We start from the raw sequence: 15,229 nt of genomic DNA on the forward strand, positions 1-15,229 counted from the left end.
GCGCCGTTTTGATCGTCGACTCGACTTACGTCCACGTCTGCGCGATAATAGAGACCTGCGCCGCCACAAATGCGCAGCTCAAGCTTGTCGACGGAGGCACCTGCTCTCATGAGCCAATCAACGCGCGTTGTTTCGCCAAACGTAGAAATTAAGCCTGTCACCGCCGCCACGAATGAAAAAGGACACCTGACCATCGGCGGCTGCGACACAGTAGATTTAGCGAAAAAATTCGGCACACCGCTATACATAATCGACGAAGCAACGATACGCCAGGCTGCTAGTGCCTTTCAAGCAGGTTTATCATCGTACAGAAAGGCACGCCCACTCTACGCAGGCAAAGCATTTCTATGCACAGCTATTTGTCACTTGATTCGTAATTTGGGATTTGGACTGGACGTCGTCTCTGAAGGAGAGTTGTACACAGCCATAAAAGCGGGATTTCCTGCCGATCTCATTTATTTGCACGGAAACAACAAAAGCGAACGCGAGCTCCAGGCAGCACTGGACTATACAGGCGTGAAAATCGTTGTCGACAGCGCCGACGAAATCAAAATCCTTGCGGCACTAGCCAGGACAGCCCAAAAGAAAGCTTCCATCTTGATTCGCGTGACACCAGGGGTGGAGCCAGATACGCACGAACACATCAAAACCGGGCAGCACAATAGCAAATTCGGAGTGCCACTCGACAGCCTGAACGAGCTGGCAGAACTGGTTTTGAAGCATACAGACTCAATCGAATTGATTGGGCTGCATGCGCACATCGGGTCGCAATCGCACGACCTCGGTCCATTTCTGGAATTGATTGACATCATGGCAGATCGATTCGCTACGCTCAAAACAGACTATGGAATCAACCTGACACACCTGGACGTCGGCGGCGGACTGGGAATCGCCTATACAAAAGATGATCAACCCACACCTATTTACGAATGGGCTCACGCAGTAGCAACAAAGGTAGCGGAGGCATTCACTCAAAGGAACATCGACTTACCCGAACTCTTTGTAGAACCTGGCCGCTCTATGATCGGCACAGCCGGAGTCACACTCTACCGCGCTGGACATACAAAGCATATAGAAGGTGGATACTCCTGCCTGGCGGTCGATGGCGGTATGGCTGACAATCCGCGCCCCATAACCTATCAGGCGAAATATACAACATGCGTAGCAAACCGCATGAATGAGCCAATTCCCAAAAAACCTGTCAGCCTCGTCGGCAGGTATTGCGAATCGGGAGATATAATCGTAAAGGAAGCTTATTTAGCGGCCCAACGCGACGACATTATCGCCGTGTTCGGAACAGGTGCCTACAACTACAGTATGGCATCTAACTACAACCGCACTACACGCCCCGCATGCGTACTCGTGCACGAAGGGACCTCCGAAATAATTCTGGCGAGGGAAACGAACGAAGACCTGGTACGCAATGATAGGACGCCGGAGCGTCTGCTATAAGGTCGTCTAGTGCAGACCAGTTTTGGCGGAACAAATCGCTCTACTCAACCGATGACGGTTGAATTCACGAATCAGTTACTGAACGAATAAGGGGTTAGTTTCAAATGGGTGGCGATTTAAACCAAATCATCAGCCAGGCGAACTGGTTAGGCGCCCTGAAACAATTCGTTCAAATCATGATTATCTGCTACTGCGCCATCTGGATATGGCGCCGGATAGTCGGTACGCAAGCCGAGCGATTGGTCAAGGGCGTGATGGTTCTGATCGGCGTCGCAGTAATCTCCTACTTTGCCGGATTCACTCTTGTCACTTCTATCCTACAGCACCTGATACCAGTAGCGGTGATGGCGCTCGTCATCATTTTTCAACCAGAGATTCGACGGGGACTGGGCTATCTAGGAAGAATGAACACCTTCAGAATCGATTTCTCCTTGCCGAATCGCGACGTTGACAATACCAGACACGATATCGCTCAAATAATTTCAGCAGTTCGAGATCTCTCTAGAAGCAAAACCGGCGCACTTATAGTGGTTGAACCACCAGAAGGAGAACGAGATTATCTCAGCCCCGGAACTCCGGTAAATGCAGACATTTCCTCCAATCTTCTGCTCTCAATCTTCTTTCCAAAATCACCACTACACGACGGCGCAGTCGTCATCCGCCACAACAAAATTGTCGCAGCCGGCGTGATCTTGCCGATGACCGACGATCCAAAATTGAGTTCGCGATATGGAACGAGACACCGCGCCGCTATTGGACTATCCGAAATTTATGACGGCTTGTGCATCGTCGTCTCAGAGGAAACTGGCGCCATATCGGCAGCCAACCGCGGTATTCTCGCCCGTTACAGCACGGCTGACGATTTGATGGACCCACTATCATACATGTACCTGAAAGACGCAGACCGCAAATCTCCAACCCCGCTGGATTCCTTTCTGTCAATGCTCGGTCGCACCAAATCGAATACTGCCACCAGAGATAGTGGCGAACAGGAAAACCAATCAGACAGTGAACAAGTTAGCGACCCATCTCTCAAACCGTCACTTGAAGTCGCCCCCGTCAAAGAGAGCAATGTTTCCCAGATCAAAAGTTCAGTGGAATCGGAAAAAGCGGTTTAAAACGCGGCATGATTGGCTAACAAGCCTTGAAAAGCCAGTCAAATTTGACTAATAACCCTTTTGAAAAAAATATATCTCATCCCTTCCGGCCGGGTAAGACCGCAGATGAATGCTTAGTTGCGCGCCCTGAGCCACCCTCATTCCAGGGAAAAATCCATAACGACTCAAAGCACCAGCCATCTGATCAAACTTGTCTCTGGGCACAACAACGTATCCTGCCACAATATCGTGAATCCACAAGTCCACGAGGATTCTCACGAGTGCATTGGCAATGGCATAGGTATGGTCGTTTTCTCCATCTCGGGGCTGGACGAAAATGATTCCAAATTTATAGCTCTCGATCTGGAGTTGCTCATTACGCTTCAAACCAATAGGCATCTCTTCTCGATACCAGAACTCCTCATACACACGCGCCTTCTTGTAGTCGGCAGCGCGCAGACCACGTGCCAGAGGGCGATAAATCACACGCAGATTAGTAAGAGGATGCAATTTAGAAGTAGGATAGTTCAAAACATTTTTCATGTCATGGACGTCCATGTACATGGCCCAGTCATACTGTTCTTCAAGTTTCGGATCCAACAAGTCTGCATTAATATCGGCAGAGCACGGGACGGTGCAAAGTCCAACAAGAGTGCTCAGTGCAAAAACCACCGCAGCAAGCCAAACAAGGCACAATCGTAAACCGTGCGCTACAGGCAGTTTCGCACCCGGAAACCGTCCGATCCAATTCAAAGCCAGGGAGATCATCGTTGACATCAACTCAACTAACATCGTTCTTTATCATAGCGCGGCACTCAGGTTAACCACAAAAACCCTCACTCAGCGCGAGTCCACGTCAAACGCCTGCGCGCCGCATCACAGAAAAGCCAGAGCGGATGCAGCGCAAAATAGAGAAAAAATAGAGGCTCAGGCAATTTTAGTCTCAAAAGGTCAGGAACTGTAGGCTGTAAAAATTCCCGCGCTAAAAAGCGAAACTTGGCCTGCGCTCCAGACAACAGAGTTGCACTGAACTTGCAGTAGCGAACCATGAGACCTTCACCCTCCAGCTTCATAGCAGGCAGGTTGTGCACCACATCTTCAACAAGTGACTCTAATGTTTTCGTCTTTCTCTCAAGTGCGATGGACGGCAACTTAGAATCGAAGAAGCGATTCGACAGAAGCAGTCCTAATGTCACCATCTCGCTGACATTAAGTCGGTCGGCAAAGTCATAAACTCTGCGCCAATCAAAATCTTGACAGTTGTCCAACAACTGAGCGATGTCACAAATCCAGATCAGACGATCCCAGGCATGCTTTGAGGCATGAGCAGTGAGCACCACAAACAAAAGATTTGGCTCGATGGTTCGTACAGTACGCCCCTCCAGAGAAATTTCTACCGTATTGGCGAGAACTTCAGTTGAAGTCAACGGCAAAAGATGCGAAGGCTGCACCTCCCAGTGAACATCGATTACGCCCGTAGGAAATTGCCTGGCAAATGTATGCTCTGTCGTTACCGATAAAAAACGGTCAGACTGAAAAAACGATTCGCTAAGAGGAGGATCACGTTCGGGCAAGGGCTTGTAGCCGAGAGTGAGCAATTGTTTCTGCGTCGTCTTCACGTCCTTTTTGTCGACAAAAACATCCACATCACCAAACTCACGTAAAAACAAATCGTTGTAAGCAAGCAAGGCTAAAGCTGGTCCTTTGAAGATAGCCGACTTTACGCCCTGTTTTTCCAGTTCTCTGTAAAAACGGAGAAACGTACCAACCAACGCTAAATTCTGCGTCGATATCTGCTTCATGCGAACGTTTAATTGGGATATCACTTCGCCTGGCACATCAGTCTCGAAGTGCGCCTTCACATGTTTCATAAAAGCCGGCACTACGCCATGAAAGGCAGCAGCAGAAAGAAGATATGACCAGTCAAGCCCATCTTTAGCCAGCCCCTTCGCCCGCTTAAGACGCGATTCCGGCAAAGAGGGCAGCGCAAGACAAACGAGGAACTCGAGTTCCTTTGCATGTGTCAGGCTTACAGGGAAGTTCAACATTTCAAGTTACATTGCGGGAATCAATTTCCGAAACTCCCACCGCAGTTTCGCGAGATAACCAGGGCGCAGTCGGACTTTCGCAGGGTTCACAACCAGTCCATCTTGCGCCTCGAACGCGAGGAGTTTTTCAGTCGACTCAACATCCCAGCAAGACCCGGCGTTACGAGAGATGCCGTGAGCTATAGCAAATTTAGGCTCAAACTCTTGCTGCAAACAGCGATCCATCAAGGCATAAAAATCACTATTGGACATCCACAATTGTTTCAGCCATTCATCCGTCCGCGCTGGGAAGTCCTCAGCAGCGTTCTTGCCTTGCATAATGAATCCAATCCGCACGACGATCACTTCCAATGCATGCTCCTCAGAGTATCGCCGAGCCAGCTTTTCACCAAAAACCTTTGTGGTAGCATATACGGTGCTGTCATAACTCCAGCCATCCTGAACAAAGTGACCACCGGCATAAGTCTCAAGGTCGGTTGTAATCGTTGCCGGCTCTGCGATGAACCGATACATTCCCATCACATGACTCGAACTGGCAAATATGACACGGCGTACTCCCGCGTCTACAGCAGCCTTGAACACATTCATTGTGCCGTAGATATTAGTGCGGATCAGTCTATGCCTATCCGCACAGCCAATGCCATCGGCAGCAAGATGGATGACCGCATCGGCACCAACGAACCGATCGACCCAGCTGCTGTTCCAGCAGCCGACATCCGCCGTCTCTATCTCATTATCCCCATTCGTGCTGCGATCCAGCAGCCGTAATTGGTAGCGATCTTTCCAATGCTGACGTAACTTTCCGCCAAGATTGCCACTTGCTCCAGTTATTACAACAGTTTTCATGGGCGCTCTCCGATCAGCCATGCATGCGGATTGGTTTTGAGGGAACGGTTATCTGTCTCAGAAGCTCTTCCCAGCCATGCCCAACCTTGAATGCAGAAACTGTTTCGTCGTTATAAACCTCTGTGAAACAGCTCTGACCGCGAAGCCAATCAACGACGGCAGGTTTATGCGGTGAACCGGTATAGCTATGGGGGTCGACAGAGATCAAAATCAAGTCCGGATGAAACTGCCTAATTATAGCCAGCACTCTAATCTCTCCATCGTGCTCCAGAATATGAGAATGTAAATCGTAAAACACATCATTCTGCAAATTAATGCCGTACAGACCCCACGGACGAAGCCCCGCCGAGTAAATGCGCTGCGGTTCAGTAAAGGCTTGCACCCACCGGTAAATTTTAGTTGTCGGCAGTCCTTTGACATTCTCATAGCCGGGCATGCCAGGCGTGGGCTCCCTGTGCAGAAACTGATTGTATGATGGAACGATTAGAAGAATCCCAGCCAGACTGCTTATCCAGACTAGTGAGTGAATCTTGATGCAGTTCAGGTAAGCGGCTCTGGCAGAAACGAAAATAGCAATGAGAATTGCAGCCACAATGTAAGCAGCTATTATTTTCCTATCCTGGAAATTCAGACTGCCCGCAGCAATATCGACACTGGTCGGCATGAAGGCAAACGCGCCTAAGCCCAGGGCAGTAAATAAGAAAATGCATAACAGTGGCACTGCATTTGCATATTTCGAGCGATTCTTTATGCAATAAACGAAAAAACTGAGAGTTGTCAAACAGACGAACGCATAAAGTGCGCCGCGATCAAACGGATTGTAGAGTTCAGCATGACGCCACTGATGAACCAGCGCCATGCGATAAGTTTCCGCCACCACATCCGGTGCAACTAATTGATGAAACATAACCAGATTTCGAAACTGAAAGAACCCGCCCAATAGAAGGCTTGCGGACAGGGTCGCCAGCGCGGAGGGGAATGAAAAAAGAACGGTACTGCGAGCCGCGGAAGTTTTCGCAGAATCAGCCGGAATGTTCGCTGCATCATGACCTGGCAATCGAACCCCAGCCATAAATCCGAATAAAGGCAAGTAGACGAGTGATGGAAGCTTAACGGCGATGCTCAAGCCATAGGCGATAGCGGCAAGACCTAGCAAGGCCTTATGCCTGACCCGATCAGGCTTTTGACTGAGACTGTCAAGCAAGCATGCAAATGCTGCCAGAAGAGCGGCAGCTTCAAAGACGTCATTTTTACCGACGGCAAAAATATCGGACTTGAACCAACACAACCAGAGAGCCAGTGAAATGACGTAGACGGCAAATTTATTGACCGGCAACTTGGACGGCGCGAGGACTATTTTGCTTACCATTTCTGCAGCGTAAATCGTCGCGAAGAAAAGCAGAATAACCGAGAGGGTATTTGCTGCAATCAACCCCCAGGAAGAATGAAAAAACAGCAGCGACAGCCCACCTATCAGCTCGTAGCCCTGGCTATAACTCTGGAAAGGTCCGTCACTAGACCAGAGCGTCTGGTTACGGATAAACTCGGCCAGACCGGGTAGATGATAACTGACCACATCCCAGCTCAGCTCCGGCTCCGGAGACAGAAACATCCCGGGCAAGCGCTTCAGGTAATCTGCAAGCGGACTCAGTGCCACCAGTCCAACTATCGAGAGTGCAACAGTGCCGATGCTCCAGGAGTAAGATCGCAGTTCGGAACTGAGTTCGGAACTTAGCTCAAACTTAGAGACTGTCAAACCAGGACGAATTCCATACCCCGTCCAGATCAGAATCGAAGCCGATAATGAGACAAAAACTGTCGAGGCCGTAACAAAGACCGGAGTGTAGTGACCTGCGGCACCAGGGATTAATGAGCCCAGATAGAGCAATACGGAACCAATAATGCCACAGGTTAGAAAAGTCGGCAGTTTAAGAACTCGAGCAACTTCAGCAGTCTGCAGTAGAACCGGGATGAGCGATAAATAAATCACTGTAAAGAGAGCACACATGGTCTAAGTGTGCGGTGCAACCCTTCATCCGTCATTGAATCTAATTAATAGAAAGCGGCATTTTAGCGGCTTTGGCGCCTGATTCAGTACGCCTTCTCTGGTGTTGAGGCAGTGCCAGTGCTCAAACTTAACAAGTAAGCGGTCGTTAATGCAGCAAACACGGGCATCCTGGGAAAATGACATCTCGTTTTACCTGTCGGAATCCAAGCGCATGTTGAAGACAAAAGAAGAGATCATCTGGCGTGTCGTCGATGACGAGGCATTGCTCCTCGACACTGACAGCGGCTACTACTTCTCGATGAATGACACAGCTACCGAGATCTGGTGCCTCCTCAACGAAGGCAAAAGCATCGACGACGTCGCGACGACGATATCTGAACGCTACGAAATCGACAGCGAAAGCGTCAGACGCGATGTTCAGGAGCTGATTGCCAACTTGAACAAAGAACAGATCGCCAGCCTTGGAGAATAGTCAAATGAGCGACACCACTTCCCAGCCGGTACAAACCGAAAAGCATGAAGATCTCAAGACTGCTGCGGAGAAACCAGCCGAAAAGAAACAATACAAGAAGCCGGAACTTCGCAAATACACACAGATCGATTATGTCACCGCATATGGTGTCGATTAGGTTTTAATGCATCTGAAACCGGTTGAATCAAGCTGCGATAAAAGCGTCTACGAGTTCGAGATTCTGCTGCACTTCCTCTCCCTGGAAGTCAAAACGCACAGCCAGCGCATCCACAAGTGGCTCACGAGTTACTACAGTCCTTACGATCAACGCGATATCTTCAGCGACCACTCAGCATCCTATAAACTCGAACTGGAAGAGATAGGTTCGGTCTTTGCCCACGACCTGGAAACTTCAGGCGAGGGAGTTTTCACTAAATTCTGCCTGGCCAATTCCCACTGCCATTACAGAGATGGAGTCTTCTACTCCAATGGAGAAGGTCAATTTGCGCACCAGATCGAAATAGACGTTCGTCGACGCTCGATGCGTGCAAACATCGGTGGCGAATTTATCGAGTCAGAAGAGAGCTTTATCTACAACGTAATGCGTGATGTACTCGGTAAGCTCTTGCTGCCTCTCAATAATCTTATGAGCATGCACGGAGCAGTAGTAACAAATGGCTCCAGAACGATATTTCTGGCCGGTGACAAGGGCATGGGTAAAAGCACCATCTCCCTCAAGCTGCTGGAAAACGGTTATCGCATTCTCTCAGACGACAGCCCGTTGTTTACCTTCATTGACGGTAGGACCTTGGTTCTATCATCACTGGACGAATTGAGCGTAACTACCAACACGCTTAAACTATTTCCGAGTCTGAACGAATTCGTCTCACGTCAACGCGAAATCTCTGGAAAACACTTTGTCTCTCGATCAGCCCTCGGGAAAGAGAAGGTTGCGTCTGGACCATTGCCAATTACTGATTTCATTGAGTTGAAGCGAGGTCCCTGCCAACAGCCGAGCCTGACGGAAGTCAGTAAAAATAAAGTTACCGGTGATCTGATCAGGGAGTTCATGTCGATTTTCGGTCCACAAATCACACTCTCTTCAGATCCGAAGCTTTTCAAACGAGCTACAAAATTCATATTCGACACGACCAGCGCGATGCTCCTGGAAGCCCGAGCCTTCGAGCTTCGTTATGACGACCGGGATCTGGAAAAGATACCAGAGCTAATCGCATCCACCACTGGTGGTGCAAGATGAGCGGCGCGCTATTTTGCCTGGCCAACGCCTCCATAAGCGGCGGTAATAAAGCAATTCTCGAATACGCCAGGGGACTAAAGCGCAGCGGTCAAACTGCTGAGATTTACATATGGCACGCAGATAAAAACCTGGACTGGTTCGACCATGAACTGACGGTAGTTCAAGCACCGGATATTGAAACTGCCGTAAGCGGCAACTACGCTGTCGTCTTTTTCGCAAAGGCATTTCTCATCCCACTGGCATTTTCTTCTCTCAACTCTGCAAAACCGGTGTTCATCTGTCACGATTTTGAAAGCGCCTATGCAGCTACATCATTCGACTCAATCAACCTGGAGTGCCCTCCTTTTGATGACGTCTTACGCTTGCCCATCGACATCATTACGACCTCGAGACCTGTTCAACAAATCATCAGCGAGCGCCACCAAAAGCATGCCTATTATGTGCCTCTGGCTATCGATAAAGAATTGTTTTCCAAGCAGTCAGGCCCTGCGAAAGAACGCGCCCGCAAAAGAATTCTCATGGTGGGAGACCATCTACTACCGACTAAGGGGATTCGGGACGGACTGAGGGCATTGAAGCTCCTGAACGACGAGCTGCCGGTGGAACTCGTCTTGATTACTCGAGAACACCGCGGTCAGCAGATCTTCGAGAATCTCGGATACCCGTGCGAAATTCACATACGCCCTGACGCAGAAGAATTCCCCCACATCTACGCAAGTTGCGACGCCTATTGTTGCACTTCCTGGTACGAAGGATTTGGATTACCCGCGCTTGAAGCATTCAGAATGGGGATTCCCGTCGTTTCAACCAGAAACTCCGGCGTCACCAACTATGGTATCGACGAAGAGAACCTGCTGCTGTGCAACCCAAATGACCCGACCGACTTATGCCAGAAACTGAGAAGGGTTCTTAAAGAGGAAAAGCTCCGCAACAAGCTTATTGAACAGGGGGAGATGACCGAAGACAAGTTCAATTGGGAACTCGCCGTGACTGAATTTCTTGCCTGTCAGCAGAAGATTCTTACCGACTCCGGCACAAAGACAAGAGTGACAGAATCACAGCTCGAAAAATTACTTGTTAATCTCGAAGAGGGCGGGCTCTATACACCACACGCAGTGCACGTACGATGCAGCCACATTTTTCACGAAATCGACAAAGTTCTCATGCAGCTGACCGAACAACGCATCGACTTGCTGCCGGGGTTGGAAAAGTTGCAAGGATTACGTGACGAGTTGAAACCGTTCCTTGCCATGCCGGGCGCCGAATACTACAAAAGCTGCAAAAAACGCTATGACCTCTGTCAACTAGTCATAGGTTTAGCAGATGATCATCGCTTTCTCGAACACCTTTCCAAGCTAATCGCTCAAATCAACAGGCTTGAATCAGCAGTTCCCGCCGCAGACAGGAACAGCCCTGTAGTAGCAGGGAGTAGCCGCTCATGACACCGAAAGTAACAGCAATCGTTTCAACCTACTGTGCTGCCAGGTATTTACCAACTCAGCTCAACAACTTACTGTCACAGACATTGTCAGACGCGCTGGAAATAATCGTCGTTGATAGTGGTTCCCTTCAAAACGAAGCCGAAATCGTCAGCGACTATCAAAAGAATCATCAAAATATAGCCTACATCAGGAGCGAAAGAGAAACTCTCTATGGCGCCTGGAATCGAGCCGTGGCAGCTGCTCATGGCCAATATTTGATCAACGCAAACACAGACGACAGACTCAGCGCAAATACTTACGAAGTGCTCGCCAGTACTCTTGATGCGAATCCCGAGGTTGGACTGGTCTACTCTGACGCATGGGAAACTGAAGACGACTATGACATTCTAAACTTTGAGACTCTGTCCCCGCTGGAAAACTGGACACGCATTGAAACACCTGAATACAGCCACAAAGAACTTTTACTGCGCTGCTTCATCGGAGCATTTCCAATGTGGCGGCGGTCCCTTCATGAAAGATTCGGTACCTTCGACCCCGGCTTCACAGTCGCCGGCGACTATGATTTCTGGCTGCGCATTGCAGAACACGTTCCATTCAAACGCGTGGCACAACCGCTCGGTCTAATTCTGGAATCGCCGGATAGCGTTCTCTGCCGAAACAAGGGCAAACTTTTCGAAGAAATGGGATTACTCAGACGCAAGTATTTTGCCCCCGCCAGGCGAACCTAGAGCGAGACAGCGAGACCAAAATGTACAGAACACTGTTTTGCCTGGACAGCGATTCGATTAGCGGCGGTATCAAACTGTGTCGAGAGATTATGCAGGCACTTCAGAACGATGGACAGGAAGTTGCATACCTCGTCTGGAATTCACGACGGAGATTCGAGGGATGGAACAACCTGCCTGTTGAAAGAATCGAGAGAATCGAGGATATCGCCGCCAAAAACTTCGATTTTGTAGTTTTCTCCAACGCCTACTTAGCACCACTTATATTGCCCTTTGTTGGGAACGCTCATCCTGTCTTGTACTACATGGCCCACGAAAGCTATCATTACGGCTCGACATACGCCGAGTGTATGACTGAGTCAGAAGCATTTCTGAATATTCTGCGCTTGCCGATTTCAATAGTCTCAATTTCGGAAGCACTCAGAACCATACTCATGAGCAAAACGGGACGTCATTCGTACTACATCCCGGTTGGTCCAGACAAAAAATTCTTCACTCCACGCCCTCCGAAAGACCGTAGCGCATCTCGAAAGCGCATCTTGCTGGTCGGTGATTACAATCTGAACTGGAAAGGCATGCAAGACGCTCTCACCGCTGTCGAGATGCTCTCACACGACGTGAATGTCGAGCTTGTGCTCATAACTCAGGGAAGGCATGGTAGAAAAATATTCGACCACTACGAATTTCCCATTGAAATAAACTACCAACCACCGCTCGCAGCAATACCGGACATTTATGCCAGCTGCCACGTCTACTGCTGTTCGTCTTGGCATGAAGGACTTGGACTGGCAGCCCTGGAAGCCTTCAGCTGCGGGGTCCCTGCCGTGTGCACCCGAAACCACGGCGTCGATGATTACGGAGTGGACAACGAATCAGTACTCCTCGCTGAGCCGAACAATCCGCAGGACCTGTGCAATAAACTCAAAGTAATTTTGACAGACGAGGTTCTGTCTTCGAAATTACGAAAAAATGCCTTTGATCAGGCCAAAAGATACGAACCTGGCAAAGTCTTGCAAGCATGGAAAGAAGCGCAACAACAGATTCTCTCCGAGCCTCTTGCAGTCGTCGAAGCTGCCGAAATGAATCAACTTTTGACTGCATTAGAAGAGGAAGGTATGTATACCCCACTGGTGACACTAGATGCATTGCAGAATTTGAATAGCGCTATCGATTCCATATGCGATGATTTATTGAATCAGCGCCTACAAGCAGATCAAGGTATTGAGCGGCTATCAGCTATAAGAAATGAGCTGAAACAATACACGCAGAATACGAATACTCAATATTTCAAATCTTTCAAAGCCGGCTATGACTTATGCCAGCTGCTGATCGCGTTCAAAGATGCTCCTGATTTCTTAAAGTGTGTTTCGACTCTATCAGCGCGGAACAAGTGATTCGGATGAAAGGTCGCATCTTATTCTGCCTCACCAGCAACACCATCAGCGGTGCCAATCGCGTACTGCTCGAGCTGGCAGAACGAGCTTCAACAATGGGATATAAATGTGTGATTCATTTCTGGAACCCCGTTGCCAATCAGAACTGGTATCAAGAAAAAATCAGGTCACCAGAGGCTACTTCGCATAATGCGCTGCCGGTGTTATCAGAAGAGGCAGAGATTCAAAAAGCAGTTGCAAGTGATTTTGATTTTGTCCTCTTTTCGAATGCGTTTTTACTGCCTCTAGCTCTCCCAGCCATAAAAGACGCCCGACCTCTCTTAATTTGTCAGGGATACGAAGGCTATTGCCATGCGAATTCTTTTAAGGATACTTTCAAAAGCAACGAAACAATGGCCAAACTCTATCAATTACCGATAGACAAAATTGCAATCTCCGAATCCGTGCAGCGCATTCTTTCGACGACTCTAGCTACAGATTCTTACCTGGTTCCACCCGCGGTAGACAAAACAGTTTTTGTTCCTATGCCTGAGCGCGAATTCACAGCCTCTCCAAAAAGAATTCTTGCGGTCGGCAACTATCTGTGGCCCCTGAAAGGAATGGCAGACCTGCGCGAAGCCTTGCAAAGCTTATCCAGTCAGCTACCAATAGAACTCGTTCTTGTAACACAACAAAAGAAAGGACGGGAATTTTTCGACAATTGTTCTTTTCCTGTTCAGTACCATTACCAACCACCACAGCAAGAATTAGCAGCCATCTACGCCAGTTGCGATGCATACTGTTGTGCTTCATGGTACGAGGGTTTTGGACTGCCTTGCCTGGAAGCATTTTCTGTCGGACTACCGGTCGTTTGCACAGCCAATCAAGGTGTCTCCGACTTCGGGCTGGACGAAGTCAACCTTCTCATAGCGACGCCAAATGATTCTCGAAGCATCGAGAATCAACTAAAGAGAATATTGACTGACAAAAACCTGATCCAAAAACTCCGCCTCAACGGACGAAAAACGCTTGAACAGTACAACTGGGATCTGACAATGAAAGCTTTCGAACAGTGCCTTGATCGATGCAAACAAAAACAACCAGTGCCGATATCAGAAGACGTTCTGCAGACACTGAACATTGAACTGGAAGAGTCCGGACTGTACACGCCCCTGGCACGCCACAAACAGCTGACTCTATTATCAGAGCGACTGGAAGAGACATTGAAGAATCTGAAAACAACCGCTCAAGATTCGAACGCAATAAATTCGCTGCGTGACATTCGAGATTTGCTTGTCCCGGAATTGTCGAACAAAAACTCTGAGCTGTATCAGCAGTTTAAAGCTCGTTATGACCTCTGTCAGATGCTTCTGTCCTGCACCGACCATCCAAACTTCACTAATATTGTGCAATCACTGAGTCGGCAACAATGAATAAATCGGCACGTGAAAGGTCGGAAACAAAAGAAATCTGGCGGATGCTAAGTTCAACATTACGTTGAAGTTCGCCATCCGCCAGAGTTAGAGTTGCTGTTTATCGTTGTTTATCGCGCGTTTCCTAGTTAGGAGGAGCGATAGGTCCGAGGTAGGTGGCCTTGACCAACCCGCCGAAAGAACCGTTCTGTCGGGCGCGCTGGATGTTGCAGTGCTCGCTGGTCGCCAGACAGAACGGCGGCGAACCGGCATTCGGACAGGCACCGGCACCGGCAGTGGCGCACAACGTAGCGTTGTACGGGAAGACTCCCGTCAGCGAGCAGTTGTTGTCACAAGCGGCACCCTGATTGCAATTGACATTCACCCACGAGTTCTGAATGTGTGTGACGTTGTTGTTGCCAGCTCCGGCATTCCAGTTCGGACCACCCTGAAAATCAACTGAGATTGTTGTATTAGCTCCGTTTACACAGCTAATATCGACAGTTTCCTGGAACGATCCTGGCGCGTTCAAGGTCGCTTCGACAAAGTTTGTGCCATTTGGCAGATTCGGTCCGGGCACGAATGGTTTGTCACCAGCGCAGGTGTTCGAACACGGACACTGCGGGTGATTCAAAAATGTGACGTTCAGACCATCCAGGCAACTAGCGCCATTTGCAGGCTTGATATAGGCTCCACGGCCTCTCTTGAGGGAGAAGTAACCAAGCTGCTGGTTGTCAGCGAACTGAGTGATGGCAATCGGGTTGTTGTTGTTGACGTCGATGATCTGCAATTGAGTCAATCTTGTCGCACCGCAACCGAGATTACTGCTCGTCGGCAGCACAACCCACACGTTCACGTCGGGATTGCTGGGGTTATAGACTTGAAATGTGGTATCGATCCCCGCCGATTGCGAAGATCCACCAAGAGAACGAGCTTGAGCTGTAGTCACCGAACTACACAGAAAAAGTACTAGAAGTGCCGCAAAGGCAACGAATGACCTGAATTTCGTCATCATGAAATCTCCACATATGCTTTTGCGAGATTATCACGTTTGGCAGCATCGGTCGAGTGGCTCAAATGGCAGCAATTTCATAAAACCCCGGCAAATTGACGACAG

Annotated in this window: 13 protein-coding genes; 8 read left to right on the forward strand and 5 right to left on the reverse strand. The window is 49.1% G+C overall.

Going from position 1 to position 15,229, the window contains the following annotated elements; translation table 11 throughout:
• The first annotated feature begins 108 nt into the window (after nucleotides 1–108).
• Entirely contained in the window at nucleotides 109–1,452 is a 1,344-nt protein-coding gene (gene lysA / locus EKK48_06450) for a diaminopimelate decarboxylase (protein ID RTL44888.1), read from the forward strand.
• Nucleotides 1,453–1,556: 104 nt separating this feature from the next.
• Nucleotides 1,557–2,570: a TIGR00159 family protein gene (locus tag EKK48_06455; GenBank protein ID RTL44889.1), complete on the forward strand. Its 1,014-nt coding sequence runs from the start codon at nucleotides 1,557–1,559 to the stop codon at nucleotides 2,568–2,570.
• Nucleotides 2,571–2,618: 48 nt separating this feature from the next.
• Here the strand turns inward: EKK48_06455 and EKK48_06460 are convergent, their stop codons facing one another.
• The 4 genes from EKK48_06460 to EKK48_06475 are packed head-to-tail and all read right to left on the reverse strand — an operon-like array spanning nucleotide 2,619 to nucleotide 7,433.
• Nucleotides 2,619–3,326, reverse strand: a complete 708-nt coding sequence (locus EKK48_06460; protein RTL44890.1) for a hypothetical protein — start codon at nucleotides 3,324–3,326, stop codon at nucleotides 2,619–2,621.
• Nucleotides 3,327–3,385: 59 nt separating this feature from the next.
• Nucleotides 3,386–4,597 carry a hypothetical protein gene (locus tag EKK48_06465; GenBank protein ID RTL44891.1) on the reverse strand — a complete coding sequence of 404 codons (1,212 nt, stop codon included), beginning with the start codon at nucleotides 4,595–4,597 and terminating at the stop codon, nucleotides 3,386–3,388.
• Between the two features lie 6 nt (nucleotides 4,598–4,603).
• On the reverse strand, nucleotides 4,604–5,464 hold the full coding sequence (locus tag EKK48_06470) for an NAD(P)-dependent oxidoreductase (GenBank protein ID RTL44892.1): 861 nt from the start codon (nucleotides 5,462–5,464) through the stop codon (nucleotides 4,604–4,606).
• Nucleotides 5,457–7,433 (reverse strand): hypothetical protein, encoded by a 1,977-nt coding sequence (locus EKK48_06475; protein ID RTL44893.1) that lies wholly within the window; start codon nucleotides 7,431–7,433, stop codon nucleotides 5,457–5,459. The genes EKK48_06470 and EKK48_06475 overlap by 8 nt, the downstream gene beginning before the upstream one ends.
• A gap of 166 nt (nucleotides 7,434–7,599) precedes the next feature.
• Here EKK48_06475 and EKK48_06480 point away from each other — a divergent pair, with 166 nt between their 5' ends.
• The 6 genes from EKK48_06480 (at nucleotide 7,600) to EKK48_06505 (ending at nucleotide 14,133) form a co-directional block, all read left to right on the forward strand.
• A complete protein-coding gene (locus tag EKK48_06480) occupies nucleotides 7,600–7,923 on the forward strand; it encodes a PqqD family protein (GenBank protein ID RTL44894.1) in 324 nt (107 codons plus the stop codon).
• A gap of 163 nt (nucleotides 7,924–8,086) precedes the next feature.
• Nucleotides 8,087–9,160, forward strand: coding sequence for a hypothetical protein (locus EKK48_06485; protein ID RTL44895.1), 1,074 nt, complete (start codon nucleotides 8,087–8,089; stop codon nucleotides 9,158–9,160).
• Complete coding sequence (locus tag EKK48_06490) at nucleotides 9,157–10,602, forward strand: glycosyltransferase (GenBank protein RTL44896.1); 1,446 nt, start codon at nucleotides 9,157–9,159, stop codon at nucleotides 10,600–10,602. Before EKK48_06485 ends, EKK48_06490 begins: the two co-directional genes overlap by 4 nt.
• Nucleotides 10,599–11,330: a glycosyltransferase gene (locus EKK48_06495; protein RTL44897.1), complete on the forward strand. Its 732-nt coding sequence runs from the start codon at nucleotides 10,599–10,601 to the stop codon at nucleotides 11,328–11,330. The genes EKK48_06490 and EKK48_06495 overlap by 4 nt, the downstream gene beginning before the upstream one ends.
• Nucleotides 11,331–11,350: 20 nt before the next feature.
• Nucleotides 11,351–12,721 carry a glycosyltransferase gene (locus EKK48_06500; GenBank protein ID RTL44898.1) on the forward strand — a complete coding sequence of 457 codons (1,371 nt, stop codon included), beginning with the start codon at nucleotides 11,351–11,353 and terminating at the stop codon, nucleotides 12,719–12,721.
• Between the two features lie 5 nt (nucleotides 12,722–12,726).
• Complete coding sequence (locus EKK48_06505; GenBank protein RTL44899.1) at nucleotides 12,727–14,133, forward strand: glycosyltransferase; 1,407 nt, start codon at nucleotides 12,727–12,729, stop codon at nucleotides 14,131–14,133.
• Between the two features lie 124 nt (nucleotides 14,134–14,257).
• Here the strand turns inward: EKK48_06505 and EKK48_06510 are convergent, their stop codons facing one another.
• Nucleotides 14,258–15,127 (reverse strand): hypothetical protein, encoded by an 870-nt coding sequence (locus tag EKK48_06510; GenBank protein RTL44900.1) that lies wholly within the window; start codon nucleotides 15,125–15,127, stop codon nucleotides 14,258–14,260.
• Between the last annotated feature and the right edge of the window lie 102 nt (nucleotides 15,128–15,229).

This window comes from Candidatus Melainabacteria bacterium, assembly GCA_003963305.1.
Taxonomy (GTDB): Bacteria; Cyanobacteriota; Vampirovibrionia; order Obscuribacterales; family Obscuribacteraceae; genus PALSA-1081.